This window comes from Hirschia maritima DSM 19733 (genome assembly GCF_000378345.1).
In the GTDB taxonomy this organism is placed as follows: Bacteria; Pseudomonadota; Alphaproteobacteria; order Caulobacterales; family Hyphomonadaceae; genus Hirschia; species Hirschia maritima.
In genome coordinates, this window is record NZ_KB899549.1 from 156393 (window position 1) to 177387 (window position 20995).

At 43.6% G+C, this 20995-nt stretch carries 17 protein-coding genes; 11 read left to right on the forward strand and 6 right to left on the reverse strand.

What is annotated here, in order from left to right:
• Position 1 precedes the first annotated feature (1 nt).
• From F551_RS0115180 to F551_RS16810, 5 genes are all read left to right on the forward strand, one after another.
• Positions 2-1162 (forward strand): mandelate racemase/muconate lactonizing enzyme family protein, encoded by a 1161-nt coding sequence (locus F551_RS0115180; protein WP_018998382.1) that lies wholly within the window; start codon positions 2-4, stop codon positions 1160-1162.
• Positions 1163-1444: 282 nt separating this feature from the next.
• Positions 1445-2338, forward strand: coding sequence for an SMP-30/gluconolactonase/LRE family protein (locus F551_RS0115190; RefSeq protein WP_018998384.1), 894 nt, complete (start codon positions 1445-1447; stop codon positions 2336-2338).
• Positions 2339-2401: 63 nt separating this feature from the next.
• Positions 2402-3145, forward strand: coding sequence for a FadR/GntR family transcriptional regulator (locus tag F551_RS0115195; RefSeq protein ID WP_018998385.1), 744 nt, complete (start codon positions 2402-2404; stop codon positions 3143-3145).
• Between the two features lie 60 nt (positions 3146-3205).
• On the forward strand, positions 3206-4627 hold the full coding sequence (locus tag F551_RS0115200; RefSeq protein WP_018998386.1) for a sulfatase: 1422 nt from the start codon (positions 3206-3208) through the stop codon (positions 4625-4627).
• A 20-nt stretch (positions 4628-4647) separates the two neighbouring features.
• Positions 4648-5505 carry an aldose 1-epimerase gene (locus F551_RS16810; protein ID WP_155826094.1) on the forward strand — a complete coding sequence of 286 codons (858 nt, stop codon included), beginning with the start codon at positions 4648-4650 and terminating at the stop codon, positions 5503-5505.
• A 59-nt stretch (positions 5506-5564) separates the two neighbouring features.
• On the opposite strand, the gene F551_RS0115210 is transcribed toward F551_RS16810, so the two are convergent.
• Positions 5565-6344, reverse strand: a complete 780-nt coding sequence (locus tag F551_RS0115210; RefSeq protein WP_018998388.1) for an SDR family NAD(P)-dependent oxidoreductase — start codon at positions 6342-6344, stop codon at positions 5565-5567.
• Between the two features lie 38 nt (positions 6345-6382).
• Positions 6383-7939, reverse strand: coding sequence for an MFS transporter (locus tag F551_RS0115215; protein ID WP_026296868.1), 1557 nt, complete (start codon positions 7937-7939; stop codon positions 6383-6385).
• A 369-nt stretch (positions 7940-8308) separates the two neighbouring features.
• Between F551_RS0115215 and F551_RS0115220 the strand changes: the two genes are divergently transcribed.
• The 5 genes from F551_RS0115220 to F551_RS0115240 all read left to right on the forward strand — a co-directional run bounded on the left by F551_RS0115220 (position 8309) and on the right by F551_RS0115240 (position 14045).
• Positions 8309-9229 carry a 2-dehydro-3-deoxygalactonokinase gene (locus F551_RS0115220; protein WP_018998390.1) on the forward strand — a complete coding sequence of 307 codons (921 nt, stop codon included), beginning with the start codon at positions 8309-8311 and terminating at the stop codon, positions 9227-9229.
• Positions 9230-9241: 12 nt separating this feature from the next.
• Positions 9242-9850, forward strand: a complete 609-nt coding sequence (locus F551_RS0115225; protein ID WP_018998391.1) for a 2-dehydro-3-deoxy-6-phosphogalactonate aldolase — start codon at positions 9242-9244, stop codon at positions 9848-9850.
• 25 nt (positions 9851-9875) lie between these two features.
• Positions 9876-11033 carry a mandelate racemase/muconate lactonizing enzyme family protein gene (locus tag F551_RS0115230; protein WP_018998392.1) on the forward strand — a complete coding sequence of 386 codons (1158 nt, stop codon included), beginning with the start codon at positions 9876-9878 and terminating at the stop codon, positions 11031-11033.
• 44 nt (positions 11034-11077) lie between these two features.
• Positions 11078-12040 carry a formylglycine-generating enzyme family protein gene (locus F551_RS0115235; RefSeq protein ID WP_018998393.1) on the forward strand — a complete coding sequence of 321 codons (963 nt, stop codon included), beginning with the start codon at positions 11078-11080 and terminating at the stop codon, positions 12038-12040.
• Positions 12041-12164: 124 nt separating this feature from the next.
• Positions 12165-14045, forward strand: a complete 1881-nt coding sequence (locus tag F551_RS0115240) for a CRTAC1 family protein (RefSeq protein WP_018998394.1) — start codon at positions 12165-12167, stop codon at positions 14043-14045.
• A 313-nt stretch (positions 14046-14358) separates the two neighbouring features.
• Here F551_RS0115240 and F551_RS0115245 read toward each other — a convergent pair whose 3' ends face one another.
• The 4 genes from F551_RS0115245 to F551_RS0115260 form a co-directional block, all read right to left on the reverse strand.
• A complete protein-coding gene (locus F551_RS0115245) occupies positions 14359-15573 on the reverse strand; it encodes an alpha/beta fold hydrolase (RefSeq protein ID WP_018998395.1) in 1215 nt (404 codons plus the stop codon).
• 57 nt (positions 15574-15630) lie between these two features.
• Positions 15631-18171, reverse strand: a complete 2541-nt coding sequence (locus tag F551_RS0115250; RefSeq protein WP_018998396.1) for a TonB-dependent receptor — start codon at positions 18169-18171, stop codon at positions 15631-15633.
• A 99-nt stretch (positions 18172-18270) separates the two neighbouring features.
• A complete protein-coding gene (locus F551_RS0115255; RefSeq protein WP_018998397.1) occupies positions 18271-19326 on the reverse strand; it encodes a FecR family protein in 1056 nt (351 codons plus the stop codon).
• 11 nt (positions 19327-19337) lie between these two features.
• Entirely contained in the window at positions 19338-19973 is a 636-nt protein-coding gene (locus tag F551_RS0115260; protein ID WP_081621205.1) for an RNA polymerase sigma factor, read from the reverse strand.
• Between the two features lie 178 nt (positions 19974-20151).
• Between F551_RS0115260 and F551_RS0115265 the strand changes: the two genes are divergently transcribed.
• Entirely contained in the window at positions 20152-20991 is an 840-nt protein-coding gene (locus tag F551_RS0115265; protein WP_018998399.1) for a MipA/OmpV family protein, read from the forward strand.
• Positions 20992-20995: the final 4 nt, after the last annotated feature.

Sequence of the window (20995 nt, forward strand, 5' to 3'; positions counted from 1 at the left end):
TATGAAAATCACCGAAATCCGCAGTCATGTTCTGCAGTACGACCTTGATGAAGAGTTGGGCTACTCCCAGCAATACTACACGAAACGTACGGCGCACCTGGTTGAAGTTCGTACTGACGAAGGCATTACAGGTTGGGGAGAATGTTTTGGAGGCGGAGGCATAGCACTCGCTAATAAAACTATTGTTGAACAAGTCATTCAACCCATGATCATCGGAATGAACCCACTTGATCGTGATGTCATTTGGCACAAAGCCTACAATTTGATGAGAGACCATGGGCAGAAAGGTATGCCCATTCAATCTCTATCTGGGGTGGATATTGCTTTGTGGGACATCGCAGGCAAGTACTACAACCAACCCGTATATCAATTGCTTGGAGGCGCATTCCGAGAAGAAATCCCAGTTTATGGTTATGGAATGATGCTGCAACGCGTTCCAGATTTAAAGGAACGCTTTAAAACAGACAGCGCGCAAATCGTCGAAGCTGGATTCAAAGCAACCAAAATGAAAATTGGTTTGGGCGTCAAAGAAGATATCGAATTGGTGGAAACGGTAAGAGATGCTGTCGGGCCTGATTTTCAGGTTATGGTCGATGCAAACCATGCCTACACAACTCGCGAAGCTATGACACTAGGTCATGAATTCGAAAAAATGGGTATCTACTGGTTTGAAGAACCTGTCGCACCAGAAGACCACCAAGGCTACCGAGATCTTTGCGAAGCATTGGTGCTGAACATTGCTGGTGGTGAAGCAGAATTCACTTCGTTTGGTTTCAGAGACCTCATCAAAAACAGATGTGTCGACATATTGCAGCCCGAAGTATGCGCGCTTGGTGGAATTACCGAATATCAAAAAATCATAGCCATGGCGCGAGCTCATTTTGTACCTGTGGTCAATCACGTCTGGGGTTCGGCAGTTGCTGTTGGTACCAACATGCATCTGTTAGCTGCTCTTCCAGATTTCCCAGGGGCGGCCCATCCAGTTCAGCCCATGCTAGAATACGACACTACACCAAATAGATTCAGAGAAGAGCTGCTTCAAAAGCCTCTCAATATTCAAGAACGTGTGAAGCAATCTGGAGGCACCATCCCAATTCCAACTGGACCGGGTTTGGGTGTTGATCCTGACCCAGACTTTGTGCGCCATTTTGAGGTCAATTAAGCAGTATCAAACTGGTAATTAGAAATGAAATTGTATGAGGTTTGATATTCTGCATTTGAAATGATCACATCATCAGATTTTATGATGTGTTCTACTTTTGCGAATGAATGATTGCGTGACCTATCAGACATTCGTGAACGAAATGATGGCATCGGAAACGATGACATCGCTCCCAGGAGGCAATGCGCCAACTGTTGATGAAGTCCCGTAACTTGGCGTGCCCACATTCCTCCCAGATAATGGGCACGCCACCTCTTTTGTAACCAGTTTCAGAGACGAGCTATGCAATCCGACAAAATCGAAAAAGATATTGAAATTGTCGATTTGACTCCTTGCGGTTTAGGGGAAAGCCCCCTGTGGCACCCTCTACGTAGCGAGCTGTTTTGGGTCGACCTTCCAAACCATAAGCTCTACAGAAAAACAGAAAAATCGTTGAGTGAATTTAAATTCAAAGAGATGATTTCCGCTATAGGTTGGATAGATGAACACAACCTTCTTTTGGCAATGGAAACAGGACTGTACAAATACGAAATTTCATCCCAATCGATCACGCTAATTTGTGAGATTGAACCAGAAAAACCAACCAATAGAAGCAATGATGGAAGAGCGGACCCTTGGGGTGGTTTCTGGATCAGCACAATGGATAAATCCGCGAAAGAAAAAGCAGGTGCGATTTATCGATGGCATTGTGGGAAATTGACCCAGATCGTAAATGGGCTAACGATTCCTAATGGTATTTGTTTCGATAAAAAACGTGCCTTAGCATATTATGCGGACTCATCCATACGTAAGATTTTTAAGATCCAATTATCTCAAGAGAATGGGCAGCCGGTTTCAGAATCACAGCAGTTTTTGGATCTCTCCCATAAGAACTTAGAGATCGATGGTGCAGTCACTGATCAACATGGAAATTATTGGACCGCTGTGTGGGATAGCTCATGCGTGCAATGTTACTCGCCTGAGGGAGAATTATTGGACCAAATCAATGTTCCAACTCTTCGCCCAACCTGTCCTGCATTCAGCGGAAAAGACTATAAAGACATGCACTTAACTTCCGCGGCGATAGGCCTAGAAGACGAAGTGGCAAAAGGAGCCAAACACGGTGCGACTTTCAGGATAAACGATGTTGCAATCGGACACCCCGAACCACCAATAAATATTGTCAACAAAGACTAGCGTACACCCAGTTTGAGACGTAAACTGCGAAAATCAATAAAATATTATGTTTAGGTTTATGCTATGAGCGAACTTGTATACTACGATTTAAAACAAACAGCGAATATGACGCCCAGTCTTCCAGTACAAGTTGCGCGTGAAATAGGACGACGCATAGTAGCAGGTACACTGAGAGTAGACAGTATAATAGATGATGAAAATTCATTAGCTGAAAGATACAAAGTTAGCCGAATAGTCATTCGTGAAGCGGTTAAAATTCTAGTTGGAAAAGGCATGCTCGACGTCCGCCGCGGGATTGGCACACGTGTACTTCCTCGCTCTCGATGGGCCCTTCTGGATGATGATGTTCTGGCTTGGCATTTATCTGCCCCACCACGTCAAGAATTTTTGGCTCAACTCATGGAAATAAGGTTATCCATTGAACCTAAGACCGCGCGCTGGGCGGCCGAACGCGCCACCCCCGATGATATCGCCGCAATCAAAAAAGCATGTGATGATATGGAAGCTGAGCAAGCATCTACTGAAGGCTTCATCATCGCAGACGCCCACTTCCACAAAGCTGTTTTAAAAGCCGCTAGAAATGAATTCCTATCCGGGCTTGAAGGCGTAATTTACTCCGCCCTGCTGATTAGCGTGAGAATTACTAACAAAAACCCTGTTGAGAATGGCGCGTCCATTCCGTTTCATAGAGATGTTTATCAAGCAATCGCGGACGGCGACGGCGACAAAGCTGAAGCCTTGACCGAAAAATTGTTAAGCGATGCCACCAAAAGACTTCGATCAGAGCTGGGGCCTAAAGCGCCCTAAAACTCCATACGTGAATATCAACGAACTAATTGATATTCGAAACCCGAGGAACGTTCCTTCATGAGAAAGTTAGTCTGTGCAATAGTTTCGTCGCTATTACTCCCCTTAGGGGCATGTGCTCAAATAAACAAAACAGATCAAAGCAGTGAAAAGCAACCCAATATAGTTTTACTATTTGCAGATGACGCGGGTTATGCCGATTTTGGTTTCCAAGGCAGTTCCGTCATGAAAACTCCTCATCTGGACGCCCTCGCTGAAAACGGAATGGTCTTCACTCAAGGATATGTTACTGACGCAACATGCGGCCCATCAAGGGCGGGACTAATCACAGGTCGTTATCAACAAAACTTTGGATACCAGGAAATTAACGTTCCTGGTTTCATGAGCTCCTCATCCAAATATTTGGCCGATGATATGGGGCTTCCTCTTGAAGAAGTTACTATCGCCGATAGGCTTAAATCAAAAGGATATAAAACAGCGGTATTTGGCAAGTGGCACTTGGGCAACGCTGATCGCTTTCACCCTTTGAACCGTGGTTTCGATGAATTTTACGGTTTCAGGGGCGGCCTCCGTAATTACTTCCCTTATGAGGGAAAACCTCCTCATCACGACCATAAGCTAGAACGCAATATGGGTGTATTTGAAGAGCATGAGGGCTATTTAACAGATGTGCTTGGTGAAGAAGCCGCTAACTTCATCGAACGTAACAAAGACGAACCTTTCTTTGTCTTCCTATCTTTCAATGCAGTTCACACTCCAATGGATGCGACTGAAGAAGATTTAGCTCTTTATCCCGATCTAGACGGGAAAAGACAGCAAGTAGCTGCCATGACGACAGCACTCGACCGCGCGACTGGCACGGTCATGTCAAAACTTAAAGAACTTGGCTTAGAAGAGAACACAATAGTGGTATTCACCAATGATAATGGTGGCCCAACAGATAAAAATGCGTCTAACAATTTCCCACTAGCTGGAAGCAAATCAAATCATCTTGAAGGAGGTATTCGTGTTCCTTACCTCATTAGTTGGCCAGCGATGATTGAGGCTGGTAGCAAATTCGACTTTCCTGTTAGCACGATGGACTTTTTACCGACTTTTTACGCGGCAGCCGGAGGAGACGTTTCCACAATTGAAAATGTAGATGGAGTTGACATCCTCCCATTCATAACGGGCAAAAACAATGACCGCCCACACCAAACATTGTTTTGGAAAAAGGATGTACGCGCTGCAGTACGCGACGGAGACTGGAAACTGATCAGAATGCCAGACCGACCTGCTGAACTGTACAACCTAAAAGAAGATATCGCTGAACAAAACAATTTGGCACACAAGCACCCGGAAATCGTCGAAAAGCTATTCAAGAAAATCTATGAATGGGAATTAAAGCAAGAGCGTCCATTATGGACACTTAAACAACAATTTGAAGATTATGACATCAGCCGAATGGATCAGTACAGAGAACCTCCTGTTTCTGCTGATTAATTTATAGAGAGTTTCAAGTTGTGGCACTTACAACATTAATCAGTGGTGCAGCTACCTTGAAACTGTCACCAAACATGGGAGGCGCTATCGCCTCCCTTTCCTATAATGGGCTACCAATCTTGAGGGAATGGTCCGGAAAAGAAACCGACGGGCCATTTTCACTTGCCTCCAATATTCTCATTCCGTTTTCAAACAGAATTTCTAAGGAGATAATCTGGAACGGAATAAAATTCTCTATTCCTCCTACTGTACAGGGTGAACCCCTGCCATTGCATGGCGATGCCTTTAAGAAAAAATGGCACTTAGATGGAAGCTCAAACGCCGCTGCTAATTTAATCCTAAAACACGGTGAATTAGGTCCCTTTAAATACGCTGCATCACAACGATTTACACTGAAGGATCACTCCCTCACAATCGATTTATCCATAACAAATGAGGCTGAAATACAACTTCCTTATGGGTTTGGTTTCCACCCTTGGTTTCCTAGAAACTCTGAAACTAAGTTACGTTTTAAAGCTTCAAAGATTGGTGTTCAAAACAATCAAAATTTACCTGAGCGATACGTTTCACTTTGTTCTGTCGATGAGATGAACTTTCATGAATTTCACCACCTTCCCTCCAGTCTCATCAATAATGACTTTCTGGGCTGGGATGGAATTGCAGACATTCACCAAGGAAAAAACGCTAAATCGGTTCGTATTACCGTATCGGATCTATTGAATATCCCAATAATATACTCCCCAAATGGCAACGCAGATTTCTTCTGTTTTGAACCGGTGTCACACCCCATTAATGCATTCAATCACCCCGGAGTGCCTGGCCTTATTCCACTCTCTCCAAATGAAACAGTTCGGTCATGGATCCGTTTTGAATGGTAAAAATAAACCCGCAAAAACACTTTGCGGGTAGAGTTTAAGGGCCACAATGTAAAACAAACCTAATCGTGGTAAACCGAAGTTCTGCCGCCATCTACGATCAAGTTTTGACCTGTCATGAAACTGGACTCCGGCCCCGCTAAAAAGAGCGCTGGGTAGGCTATTTCATCCAACGTACCATTTCGCTTTAACGGATGGAGCTCGCCAAGCGCTTTGCGGCAACCTTCTGGGTCATCCATGCTTGCCCACCACTTAAATGCATTGGGTGTCTCGATCATTCCTGGGCAAAGGGCATTTACACGGATATTAAACTCACCAAATTCTACAGCTAAGTTCTTCGTCAACCCCGTCACTGCGTGCTTTGTAACTGCATATGGAAAATGTCCACGCACGATCTTAAAACCATGCACCGACCCTACATTCACGATGCTACCCGAACGAGCCTCTTTCATATATGGTATTACAGCCTTACTACAGTTCCACATACCATCGACATTCACGCCAAAACTTCGCCGCCAATCTTCCTCTGACGTATCCAGCAAGTCAGGATTTTCCCAAATAATACCAGCATTGTTGACTAAGATTGTCGGATTTCCCAGTTTAGATGCGGTAGCGGAAACCATTTTTTGGACGGAATCTGAAGAAGAAATATCTGTTTGAACAAATATGGCTTTGTATCCATTCGCGTTCAATTCATGAACGAACGCTTCACCCATTTCTGCATTGACATCGGCAACACAGACTCGTGCTCCCTGCTTGCAAAACAATTGTGATATGGCGCAACCAATTCCATCTGCTCCGCCAGTAACAATTGCAATTTGATTTTCTAAATTTGCAGGCATTTTACACTCTTAAATCTTCCAACTAAACTTCATCGCGATCAAGACTTCACCAGCTCTTCTTCAATTTCCTCTAACGACTTCCCTTTCGTTTCTGGCAATATGAAGAACAACACCACTAATCCGAGTGAAGCGACCACACCGTAGCTAAAAAAGATATCCGCCGCCCCCATATTTTTAAGCTGCCATGGAAACAATTGTTGGATTGCTACAGCTGAAATGCTCTGAACCAAGGCAACAAATGGGATCGCAACAGCACGAACATTGCTCGCGAAAATCTCTGAAAACACAACCCACATTATGGGGCCGATAGTTAGATGAAACGCTCCTAAAAATAGAAATATTCCAATCAAAACTGCAACTGCATTGATGTTAATTGTTTGATTGATAATCGCACCGCTCACCAAGGGTATTTCTTTAAGATCAAAAGCTTTTGCGATATCCGCCTTCAGAGCAACATCATCTTCATATACATTGCCAGAAAATTGGTGGAGGTCACTGACATCTATGCCACTTTCCTCAATTCTTTCCAAGGCAGCTTCATCAAGGGTGTAGGTCGCGGATTCAAAGCTATACCAACTCAAACTATGAGCAATAACGACTAGCGTTAAACCTCCAAGCGTTAAAAAACGTCGTCCCACACGCTCGACCAACATTATCGAGATAATCACAGCAATAACTCCGATTAAACCAATACCAATTGTCTGTTTGAATGTATCCTTCAGGCCCATCCCGACTTGCTCAAAAACCTGCGGAGCAAATGCATTTACAGCATTCATGCCTGATGCACCCTGAGCTATCGCGTAGACAATCGCGATGGCCAATACCCAAACCATGCGTTTACTGAACAGGATTTTCAACTGATCAACAAGTGTGTGATCTGTTTCGTCATCCAAGCTATCCGTGACTTCAGAAACAGTGTTTTCAATGTGCTCAGAAGATATCGTTTTCGCTAAGACTTCTCTGGCTTCATCTTCACGTCCTTTGATGAGCAACCATCTCGGAGAACGGGGGATAATTAGCAATGCTCCTACCCAGACTGCATTCGCGATCAACTCAGATCCCAGCATAATACGCCAAATGTTTTCATTCGTAAGCCAAGAAGAGGTTTCAAGCGCATCAACTAGGAAATAGTTCACCAGAAAAGCAACCAAAGTCCCAATAGCGATCATCAGCTGTTGTATGCCTACGAAACTACCACGTTTATCTTTGGGAGCGATCTCTCCAATGTACATTGCGGAAACAGTCAGAGAGGCGAATGCCAAGCCGCCTATCATTCTACCTACAACCAACATTTCAAAGCTGGAAGCAGTCGCTGATACAATGGAAGAAAGAGAATACAGGACCGCAATCAACAGCAACACTGAACGTCGCCCGAGCCAATCACACAAAGGACCAGTGAATATTAGTGCGAAGAGAACACCAATAATAGCACTACTTCCTACAAGACCAATTTGAACATCGTTTAGTTCAAATTGAGAACTAACAAATCGAATGGCACCTGAAAGGTTTACAATATCCAACCCAAAAACAAAGCCGCCGAAGGCAGCAATGATTGCGTACAATGTAACATTTCTATCTGTAACGGTCTTTAGCAATCTAACACCCAATCAATTACAATTCCGATGAGATCGGAATAAACTCAAACAGCGTCGATAGACGCAATCTCACCTATCGCAGACTTGGATAATAACTGAGTTCTCCTGAAATTTCAGAGAACCTCAAAAGAATGCACACGTCCAATTTAATTAAACAATGTTTCCTGTCAGCCGACATTTGCCGAGACAAATATAAGCTCCCCAATGTTTTTTTGCTCTAGGTTTTACTTTTTGTAGCATTATCATTATATTTATGCAAACATATAATGTTTAAAGAATTGAGCAATCGACGATACCCGCCTAGCGCTTATTCAGTAAGCCTCGATGGAGATAAAGTATTGTGATCAATTGCGATGTAGGAGTAACTTCATGTCATCTGACCAATTATTTATTGGGGTCGATTGGGGCACAAGTCGAATGCGGGCTATGTTGTGTTCTCATGACAGATCAGCTCCCTCTTCTGATGAAGTTGTGTTTGGTGATGGTATTTCTAAACTAACCAAATCTCCTGAAGACACTTTATTTGAAGCAATTACGCCATGGATCAAACAATATGGAAAGTTGGATATTGTGTTGGCCGGAATGGTTGGCTCCAATATAGGGTGGAAGACTACTCCATACCTCCCCTGCCCTGCACAATTATCAAACCTGCCAAACCTCGCTGAGGTTTTTGAAGTTCAAGGACATAAAGTTACAATACTTCCTGGGGCAAAAGGAACAAATGCAATGGGGCAACCAGACCTCATGCGCGGAGAAGAGTTACAAATTCTGGGCTGGATGGCACGGCACCCAAACATCTCTCATGAAGACCGCCTGATATGCTTGCCAGGTACACATACAAAATGGGCACGTCTTCACGACGGACAACTTGAATCCTTCGCTACCTCATTGACGGGTGAACTATATGCCATATTGAAAGATCATTCCATCCTAGTCCCCTCTCCGGAGTCTCAGCCACAAACTGGTTTTCAGAACGCTAGTTTCCTTAAAGGAGCAAAATTGGCGGCCCAACAGCCAAATGGTTTACTGCATATTTTGTTTTCAACACGCACGCGCTTGATATCGAACCCAGACGAACTGGGAGATCCAGCAAGTTACCTATCCGGCCTATTGATCGGATCAGACGTTAAAACGGCCATAGATAATTGTGCAAAACCTAATGTGATTGTTGAGGTCATTGGCGCTCCAGCATTGGGAGACAAATACGCCTTAGCAATAGAAAACCTAGGTCACACTTGTAATTTCACGGACGGCAATGACGCTATCTATTCTGGCTTTCTTGCAGTTTAAAGGACCCGACTTATGCTTGATAAAATTTTAGAAACCACTCCATTGATTGCAATTTTACGTGGTGTCAAACCGGATGAAGTTCAATCTATAGGCCATGTACTTTATGGGCATGGAATTCGTTGTATCGAAGTTCCACTTAATTCTCCCGAACCACTAAAAAGCATTCAAATTTTATCTGAAACAATGCCTGAAGACTGTTTGGTGGGTGCTGGAACAGTTGTAAAACCAGAAGACGTTCAAAAAGTATATGATGCAGGCGGTCGCATTATTGTTACGCCAAATACAAATGCTGACGTTATCCGTAATGCTGTCGCGTTGAAAATGGATGTTACACCAGGATTCGCGACTATTACTGACGCCTTCACCGCAATTGACGCGGGTGCAAAGCATCTAAAACTATTTCCCGCAAGCACGTATGGAATCGGACATGTAAAAGCAATATCAGCCGTTTTACCCGATGATTGTAATGTTCTTGCTGTAGGTGGTGTTGGAGCCTCTAACATGGCCGAATGGAAAGCAGCTGGATGTGTCGGATTTGGAATTGCCTCTGAACTATACAAAGCTGGTGATAGTGCTGAAACCATCGACAAAAAAGCCGCTGCATTGATGGCAGCTATTTAAGCAATAAATAGAGAGGGAATTCACCGTGAAAATCACTGATGTCAAAGCATACCCTGCCTGGGTTGGACACCGCAATCTTTGCATGGTGAAAGTAGAGACAGATGAGGGGCTATTCGGCTGGGGTGAATCCGGCCTATCTAGCCGAGAGTTAGCTGTTGTTGGAGCGGTAAATCACTTTAAAGAATTCCTCATCGGAAAAGACCCCACAAAAATCGGTGCACTTTGGCAAGAAATGTATCGCGGCCAATACTTTGAAGGTGGTCGTGTTTTAACAGCAGCGATATCAGCAATTGATATTGCACTGTGGGATATAGCAGGAAAGGCTCTAAATGTGCCTATCCACCGCCTACTAGGTGGGAAACAACGAGATCATGTACCTTGCTTCATCACAACGATCAAACCGCATGATCAAAGCCTTATTGAAGAAGCAAAAATGTTTGTAGATGAAGGTTGGACAGTCATAAGAACTGCCGCTGGTGATCTAGGAACCACTGAACGTGCTTCTACTGTAGACATACGCAAATCTATCGCCGAAGCAGCGGAAGTTCTAACAGAGCTTCGACGACAAGTCGGCAATGAAATCGTTATCGGCATAGATTATCACCATCGGCTATCAGTGGCTGAAGCAGCTTCGTTTTGTCAAATGATGCCATCTGGTACGTTGGACTTTTTAGAAGAACCTATTCGAGCAGAAACACCCGAAGCTTACACAAGCTTAAGACAAATGACTGATGTTCCCTTCGCAATCGGAGAAGAATTCTCTAGTAAGTGGATATTTCGTCCATACATTGAGCAAGGTCTAACAAATTTTGCACGCATCGACGTATGCAATGTTGGTGGTTTGACAGAAGCGATGAAAGTCGCAGCGATGGCAGAAACGCACTACATTGATGTAATGCCTCACGATCCACTGGGCCCTGTTTGTACAGCCGCCACACTTCAAATGTCTGCAGTTGTTCCTAATTTTTCTTGGTATGAAGTTCCACCATATGGGCGCACTGAAACTGTAGATATCAATAATTTTTTTGAAAATGCCCCCTCACCTCAAGCCGGCATATTCGAGATCAGCGACTTGCCTGGCCACGGTGTTATTGTAAATGAAGAAGCCATCAAAGCAAACGCGTTTAAATTTTGGGAATGCCCTCGTATGCTAAAACCAGATGGGTCATACACAAACTGGTAGCACATTAAATATGTTCAGCAATCACCCTATGAAGTAGAATCGATATGCTAAAACCAGCTCAAATTTCAACGCTATCTTCGTTACTAGGATGTCTCTGCGCTTTAAGTAGTTGTAGCGACGCAAACTCTAGCCCGCCATACTCAATTGATGGCAAAGCCGAATGCAGCATATCTGCACCTTTAGACCCTGTTTTCATTAATGGCGGAGAGTTCCTACAAGGAGAAGCTAAGAAACAATTTCGTGACGAATTCCAACAATTTCAGAACATTGTTGGAGACTTTAAAATAGATGCTCACGAAGTCACCAATGCACAATTTGCTGAATTTGTTGATGCGACGGGGTATATAACTGTAGCTGAAGTGGCCCCCTCTCCGTCAGATTATCCTGAAATCCCACCAGACAAACTCAAAGCAGGCTCAGCTGTATTTGCCACCACAAACTCGGAGCAATTTATGAGTTGGTGGAATTTTGTCGAAGGCGCAAATTGGAAACACCCCGCCGGCCCCAATTCCAACTTAGAGGGTATAGAACAACACCCCGTCATTCATATCGCCTATCAAGATGCCCTTGCATATGCTGAATGGAAAGGTGGAGATCTACCCACAGAAACTGAATGGGAATACGCCGCGCGCGGTGGGTTAGAGAGTAAACCGTTCGAGTGGGGTGATATAGGTCCAGATGAAGGTCCCGTAAGAGCCAATACATGGCAAGGCCAATTTCCGGTAGAGAATACCGTGCGAGATGGTTATGAAGGCTCGGCGCCGGTAGGCTGTTTCGAACCCAATGGATACGGCCTATTTGATATGACAGGGAATGTCTGGGAATGGGTCAAAGACGACTATAACTACCCAAACAATGGCATTGATGGGCTGATGAAAGGCGGATCATTTCTCTGCGCAGCCAATTTTTGCGCAAGATACCGCCCAGGCGCGAGACATGCCCAAGAACGTAACTTTTCTACAAACCACATAGGCTTCCGAGTTGTGTATAGAGATCTTCCAAATTGAGTAATCTCAAGGTGCGTCGCAAAAACAAAAAGTGAGCCACCTCTCTCTCCACAAAGCTAAGCCATAACACGCATACAAGCCCAATGATTGTCCATCACAGGGCACAAAATCAATTGGAAGAAGCATGAACAAAAAGTTTGTTTTATCAATGTCTTGCCTATCTATCATTGGTGTGATTTCAAGTGGATGTTCCACAAGCAAAGATAACTCTCTTGCCCCCGCTTCTGCTTTCTCAATAACCACTGATGTAATTGATTTTGGAAGTGAATTGAAAAAGAAATGGGGCGCTGCAGTCATATCAGATCTCGACCAAGATGGTTGGGACGATATAATTACAACCGACCACACCAGCTATTCCCGCATATTCTGGAACAACGCCGGAAACTTTAGTGCCCCTGTCGTTTTAATAAATGGAGACACCCACGGCATGGGTGTGTCTGATTATAATGGTGACGGTAAAATGGATATCATCATAACGTTGGGCGGAGGGAATGGTGGTAATCCTAGGCGACCAATCCACTACACAGTTGGAAAAGATCGACAAATAAAGAAAATTGGCCTTCTTGATCATTTCAACTCGACCCGTGGACGAACAATAAAATTCTTAGATGCTGATCACGATTCAGACTTAGATTTGTTTTACACGGGGTTTGCTCCACATAATGTAAAACAATTGAGTACAAATCAATTTTACACGAACTCCAATGGAAAATTAAGCTTCAGCGCGACCCTTCCTGTTCCCAACGATCCTTTATCATTTAAAGTATTAAGCACAGATATAAACAATGACAATTACATGGACGTGATTGTGCATGGCGGAAGAGATCTCACACTTTCACTTGGCAATGCAGACGGTACTTTCACGAACACAACGAAGGAAGCTTTTGGCGAATTGGCCAAGCTAAAATTCGTGACTAATATTACAGAAATTGACTACGATAATGATGGGGATTTCGATCTTTTTTTAAGCCGCGCTCCATTTCAATTTGGAAGAGAAATCTACTTTGATGACAAAGAACGCAATTTAGCTTTTTTCCAGTTTAATGGAAAAATTACATTGGATGATTTCGTCATTGAAGGAGACACTCTTGAATTGGAAAACCTCCAAGAAACATATGCCACCTATGGTGTTTTTGTAGGAAAAAATCGCAAGAAAATCAGCCCCGAGACCCAAAAAGATCTTTTGGGTAAAAGTCTTATTATTACATCCGAAGAAGCACAAGGGTGGCCGGAAGAAGATACTAAGGGAGTGCAAATTGGGTATCTTGGGAATAATAAATGGCGAATTGGTGGATTCGTGAAGTCACGCATTGCAGGTGTTGTTAAAAACGTAAAATCTTACGAAAACACCGAACCCAGAGAATTGCTTCCACCCAAATTGCTGGAAAACCGGAACGGAAAATTTTTTGATATCACTGAAAGTCTAGGCATTACGATTTCTGAACAAATCCAGCATGCTACGGCAGCAGATTTCGATAATGATGGTTTTGTTGATTTGGCATTAATTCCATATGGAAACATGGCATTACCAATTGCACCCCGTATTCTGATGAATAAGGCCGGCAAGAGTTTCAAAATCACTGAGAATAGCGGGTTGATTTCAAGTGAAATTGGAGCAACCGGATCGAGTATCGAAGCAATAGATTTCAACCAAGATGGCCGCCTTGATATCGTTTTTGCAAATGAACGAGGCCGTTGGTATTTGGCCAAAAACCAACTTCAGAAAAGAGAGATTGGGAACTTTATTGCCGTAAAGGTTGGAAACTCTCCAGAAGGGAAAGCCCAACATATCGGTGCTAGAGTTGAAATTTCGAGCTGCGGTAAAAAGCAAAGCCGCTTGGTAGGTTCAAGTGGTGACGGTTTTCATCACATGCTTAAAGATAGACTTAATTTTGGAATAGGCGCTTGTGAAAAAATTGATTCTGTCAAAATCACTTGGTCCAATGGTGAAACCAAAAGCTTTGAAGATATCGATGCTAACACCACGATTTCCACTAGCAATTAAACTCCAAAGAGCTCAATTTTGATGCTGTAGATTTGCCTACAGACGCAGACATCTTTTATCCATATGGATCTGAATAATTGTGCTTGGCGGCCAACACGAGTTTTGTAAGTTTGGTGGACGCGAGTGGAATTCAGACAATTTCAACCTCATACTTCCAAGTTCACTTTACCTCGAATTGGCTTCACTTTTTGGCAGTACATCAGTCTCATCTTAAACACCTTTTGGTTTGAACCTATTTAACAGCATCAAAACAAAATAGCCTCGCAATACAAGAACAAGGCTATCTTCATTTATTCAATCATTTAAAATGACTCTATTTTATCCCTAGTTCATCAAAATTCGTATATTGCCGTAACCATTCAACAACATCTGTAACCGCCGGTTCGAAGTATTCTCGGGCACAATGGCCAGCCATTCCCATAACCCAGAGTTCTGAAGTTTCTGCTGAGTCAGCAAGCAACTCTAAATCGCTTATTGGCGCTAAAGAATCGCGTCCGCCATTCATAACTAACAATGGCGTTTCTATAGTTGTCCCTTGCCCAATTAATCCCTGCTCAACCAAAGAAAAACGCTTTACTGATCTTGAAACAGATTCCGGATCTGAAACATCTGCTCCGATGCGATGCGCAAATGCACGAACAGTTGCACCCTCTTCAGTCTCCAGTATCGCTGAAATCTGCTCAGGCCTCAGCATAAAGGCCGAATGTACAGGGCCACATAATGATGCAACAGCGCGTAATCTTGGATCATTTTGTGCTGCCATTTTTGCAGCATAATGACCACCAAAGCTCACACCAACTTCGAATATATTCCCGGTATCAATATCTTCTCTAGAGGCCATAGCATCGAGTACTGCCATATGAACAAAATCGCCATCTGAACGAAGTTTCCAAAACGTGCTTTCACCGGTTCCAGCCAAATCAAATGTGACGACTGCAAAGCCTCTACTCAGTAAGCGTTTTACTGTTTTATATGCATGGCCTTTAAATTTATCAGTACCATGCGTCCAAAGAATAAGAGGTGGTTTCTTCACTCCTTGGGGTTTGTGAAGATATGCTTTGAAATTTTCACCTTTAGTTTCAACTTCGACAATCTCCATGGGAACCTCCATAAAGGAGCCACCCTGCTCATACGCTATAAAATGCTGCTTAAGTGCCTCTTTCTCTGCTTTGGTATGGAATTCTGGGAAGCCAGCGATTGCAAAATAATTTGCAGCTGAGAAGTAAAGCCTTTCAGCAGATTCTCTATCTTCAACCTCAGCTGCAATTTTTGCGCGTTCCAATTCTGCATTTGCAATTTGCATCCATTCATGAACCCAAGAACCTTCCGCCTCACCTTCCCGCGTTGAAATTTTATCAAGCGTATTCATGACGGCTTGGCGGTCAGCTCCATCATAAATAAAGCCTTCAATCCTTCTTTCTGGGACGTGAACCTTCCCGTCTATTATTTCTTGCGCACAACTACTCGCAGTAATACTTGTAAAAAATGAAGCAGCCAAAATCGTTGTCCGCACGACAAGTTTTCTCATAACAATTTCCTTTTCAGGGAATTAGCTTGAACAATAAATTCAAATTGGTGGGATTGATTAAAGTGATTTCTTCAACGTAAGACCAAAAGTTCTTGGTGCCCCAAACGCTGTCGGTGACTGAAGAACTGTCGATATCGGCCCGCGGGATAGAACATCAGCCTCTTCTGACAGATTGCGCCCCCACAAAGAGACTTCCCAATCTTGACTAGGAGCAACCCATGACACCCGCGCACCATAAAAATGCACTTCGGGTCTTAAAGTCACTGGATCGCCGAATGGTCCATCGAAGACATCACTTCGTCCAGTATAATCTATTCGTGCCGAGAGTTCTGATCCACCCGATAAAGGGTAGGTGAAATTAGCAGCCAAATTGACCGTCCACTCAGGAGCATTGTCAGGCTTGTTCCCATCCACTGAAACACCACTGACCTCCCCCTTTAGTTCGGCATCCATTAACGCAACAGATCCTGTCAAAATCAGAAATTCATTTACAGTGGCTGCCGTTTCAACCTCAAGCCCTGTTACTTTAGCACCACCAGAATTGACGATTATGGGCGCACCTGAAGGCAAAAAATCAGCAACCTGTAAATCCTTGTAATCAACATGAAACACAGAAGTATTTACTCGAATTCTTCTGTCAAAAATTTCTGATTTTAGCCCCATTTCATAATTGGTAGAAGTTTCTTCATCGAATGGAGTAAGAGCTGCATCACGCGTACTAGGTTCTCCATCAAACCCACCCGCTTTATACCCTTGCGACACAAGTCCATAAAAAATTGCATCGTCGGTTAGATTATAACTCAATGATGCTGAACCCGTGAATTTATTCCACTCGTCTTTCACATCCACATCGACAGGGTCCTCGGATGGATCGACAAATATACCAGCCACCCCTCCTGTAGCACTATGGAATACTGAAAAAACTTTTTCATCGACAGTATAACGGCCACCTGCTGTCAAATTCAGGCGATCTGTAAGATCAAACCCTACGCGCCCAAACAAGCCATAACTTGTGGTTTTATTGGACGTTTCCAAAGTCGACTGAGTGGCAAATGGACCAGCGAAAGGCAACACATCTCGATCATCGCCATCTCTCGTATGATCATCTGTATAATAGTACAATCCCGCTAACCATTGGAATTGAGCGTTGGCAGAATAATTGTCGAAACGAAACTCTTGTGAAAATTGCCAGGCATCGTCGACACTAGATGAAACTAACAGATCTAATGGAGTACCAAAAATGTCCTGGGAGCGAGTCATTTCCGCCTCAACATAACCAGTCACTGAAGTAAGCTGCACTCCAGATGTGACATCCCAAACTGCTTCAGCTGACACCATTTTTATTGTACGTTCTTGTGTAAGATCCTCTCTTTCAGAGATGTCAGTTTCCCACTCGTTACATGGCTCGGTATAATTGCCAAAGGGAGCTCCCAAATATGGGGTTGTACAATCTGGACCTCGCCTTGCAATTGATCCATCATCATCTTCTGACCAAGTTGCTCTTAGCAAAACTTCAAAGGCATCACTGAGTTCCAAAAGCATTTGGCCTCTGACAGTTACGTTCTGTTCAGGATCAATATCTTTACCTGAAGAAATATCAGTCGTGTAACCCTCTCTCTCATCATAGTGCACACTTAATCTTCCAAGTACGCCTTCAGTTATCTTACCCCCGATCGCACCATTAAAATCAAGCAGACCGTAATTACCTGCTGTCGCCTCAATAAAACCATCGAGTTCTTCTGTGGGTCTCTTACTGATAATATGAATCAATCCAGCAGATGCATTACGACCAAAACTCGTTCCTTGAGGACCACGCAGAACTTCAACTTGACCAATATCGAAAAATTCAAAGGATTTGGCGAAGTCACGTCCAATAGCAATGTTATCAATGTAGGTCGCAACAGCTGAATCACCCGCCGCTCCTTCAGTTTGAGAACTAATGCCTCGAATACTAAAATCTTGTTGCCCTTTATGCAGGCTAGTAAATGTAGCACCCGGAGTGATTTCCAGAATTTCATTAACCGATTGAATTCGCTGAGCAGCAACTATATCAGGCGTAACAACCGCAACGGCACCCGGTACATTTTGCAAGCTTTCCTCAGTTCTCCGTGCCGTCACGGTTATCGTGTCGAGATCTAACCTGCTTTCTTTCTCTATAAGGTTTTGGCTTGTTGTAGTTTCTTGTGCTGCTGCGGAGCTTCCCGCAACCGCGGCTAACGCAGTCGTCATACTCAAAAGAGCTTTGTTCATTTCGTCTTCTCCTCCCGATATATCTTTATCTTCACGAAGCGACACAATGATCGCTCCGCTCTGCGTAAGACTTCCGGTCAAAGACGTGCCTTCAAACAAACGATACAGCGCTGTTTGAAGAGAAAACTTCCCGCCAATTGGGTTCGTTTTCACAAATGCGATATCTTCTGTTTGGAAAAAAACCGATCGTTTAAATTCGCGGGCAAGCAACTTAACTGCTTCGTCCGCATTTTGTGTTTCCAATTCAAGCAATCGCTCGGTATCATTCACTTCCTGCGAATATGCAGAAAAATGTAACGATGTGCATACTGCCACAAAGGTAAAAACAACAACTTTAAACGACGACACTTTCCTCCCAAAGAAATATTCACATCTGACACCTTCTTATGAGGTAGCCTTGAATACAAGTCGGTTTGAGAAGAAAAATCCTCCAGTGCCAAATCTGATTTACTCAACTAAAGGTACGGTACTCTTTGTTTTTAATATTATTTTTTTGGGGTTTGATCTATCGACCTCGATGCCCAACCGTTCAAAAGCCTCCAACATCCCGGCCATATCACCTGCGCGATAAATGCCGCCAATCTGCATATTGTTCAGTTCAATGTCAGAGATTGAAATCGGAACATCCACATAGCGATTAACTTCAGAAACAACTTCATTGAGCGGGGTGTCTGAAAACTCTAATAAGCCTTCTGTCCAAGAAAGCCGTCTCGAAATATCTTTTGGAGTTAAAATTGAAATTTGCGAAACGCTCAAAGGTTTCTCATTCAGGTTTTCACCAGACGAAGAAATGGATTGTCCTGCATTAAGCACCAGCTTTGTAGGGGCCTGTTCTCGGCCTTCACTCTCCAACTCTGAACCAATTCTTGAAAAGGAAACAACTCCATCGACCACTGATAGTTCAGTGTGTTTATCATTCAATTTAATTGAAAAGGAGGTCCCCAACGCCTCCGATCTAAAATCGCCCGCTTCGACAATAAATGGTCGATTGGGGACATGCGCGACATCAAACAATGCCTCGCCACGCAATAATTTTACTTTTCTAGCTGTTTTCGAGTACTCAACTCTTATTTCACTGTCAGTATTTGCTTCAATGATCGATCCATCGCTCAATGTCAGCGATTGAAACTCTCCCTTTTGGGTTGTTAAAGACGCAACATCAAACTGAGGCTGTTCGGATCTATATAGAAACATGAAAACACATGAAGAAATCACTAACGTTGCAACGACAGCTAAAAATGCCGGCTGAAACACTGTTTTTTTCCTTAAAGAATTATTCTTCCCGCTTTCTAAATGCTCTAGGCACTCTGTTAGAACCTGCATACTTCCGGATAACTTAGCGATCGCATTGATCTCATTGGCATGTGCAGGACTGCGGGCGACCCACTCTCTCAAAGCGGCAAGATCGGCTCTAGAGAGGTTACCAGTCTCCATCTGAGCAACCCAACTACAGGCTTCAGCGCTAATTTGTTCATCAATTTCTATTTGATCATTAGGATCCATAATAAAAACCTCTATCGCCTCCCCCCGTCTAATCCTAACACATTCTTTTCATTCAATTCCTTTAAAGAACCATTTTGAGTACTGAGCATATATTTTCGACACTTTCGTAAACCAAGAGCAACATGTTTTTCTACTGTACTAATGGCTATATCTAATTTGGCCGAAATTTCTTTGTGTGAAGCCCCGTAGATATATTTAAGCACAAACACTTTTCGACATTGAGGCGGCAATTCTGTGAGCGCTTTGGAAAAAACTTCCATTCTCTTTCGAGAATCAACCACCTCATCAATGCCTGGCTGATCCGCCTTTGTGGGACTTGCAGATACGTCGTCCAGCAACCCTATGACACATTTCGACCGCCTATGAATTTCTGAACGAGCAACATTTTTCGCAATCCCAACCAAAAACCCCTTTGGCTCCAATATCTCTTTGTTTTGCTCCGCTTCAAGCGCTCGCGCTATGACTTCTTGAGTGAGATCTTCAACTTCAACTCTACTCAGCAAATATCGCCTAATAACCGTCGCGATTAGCCGTTCATTTTCTAAAAATGATTCCAGTACTCTGGAGGAGGTATTTTTTAAACTTCTTGCGATGTGAGGCCTCCTAGACCGTCCACTATATAGGCAAGTATGTTGAGAACAAAAAATCCGCCACTAAAGATTCAAATTGAATAAAAAATTCGGTGTTTTCATCCGTCACAATGTATCAGAATTTCCTAAAACTTGAGAGCTTTGCCTCACCTTTCCCAGATGAAAGGTTCTGGTAACTCTCATGAGATTCCAAATAGTGTTCTTAATAGCCTCCGCTCACATTAGAGGCCCAATTATGAAGATTACAACACTGTACAAAACAGCAGTTCTTTTCTGCTTTGCCAGCTCTTACGCTGGAATGTCTTATGCGCAAACCTACAAGACTTTCGATGAACCATCTGAAGAAGGCAAAGGTAATTGGGAGGTGACGGTGGGTGTCGGCGTGCTGCACGAAGCGATATCACCTGGAGTCGATCAATATGAATCGCAGGTGCTTCCATACTTGGATATTGCGTATAAAGACAGACTATTCCTTAACGTGAGACATGGCTTGGGTGCCTACCTCATTAAACAAGATGATAAAAAAACAGGCATCTTCGAGGACCTCGCAGTGGGTGTTGCTCTCGATTATGATGAAGGTCGTGATGCCTCTGACTTCGACAAACGCCCGGCCCTAAAAGGTCTCAATAAAATCGATTCTACAATCGAAGGTAAAATTTTCGCTGAAGCTGAAATATCCTCTGTAGAGCTCGATTTTGAAATAGCACAAGACCTAAGCGGAGATGGGCATGACGGCTGGCACGCTGAATTGTCTGCAAATCTCGATTTCCCAGTCAGCGACAGATTTATGCTTATGGTTGGTCCATCCATCCGATATGCAAGCGAAGAATACCAGCAAGCTTACTACGGATTAGATTCGTCTGAAGCAATCGCAACTGGTTTTAGCGAGTACAAGGCTGGCGCAGGACTTGAAAGCGCTTCATTTGGTATTCAAGGGCGCTATGCTCTTTCAAAAAACTGGAGCGTCCTAGGATTAGCGCAATATGAGTCTTTACTTGGCGATGCCAAAGATAGTCCATTTGTCGAAAAGGACAATCAGGTCGTAACAGGGCTAGCTGTCGCATATACATTTTAGTGGC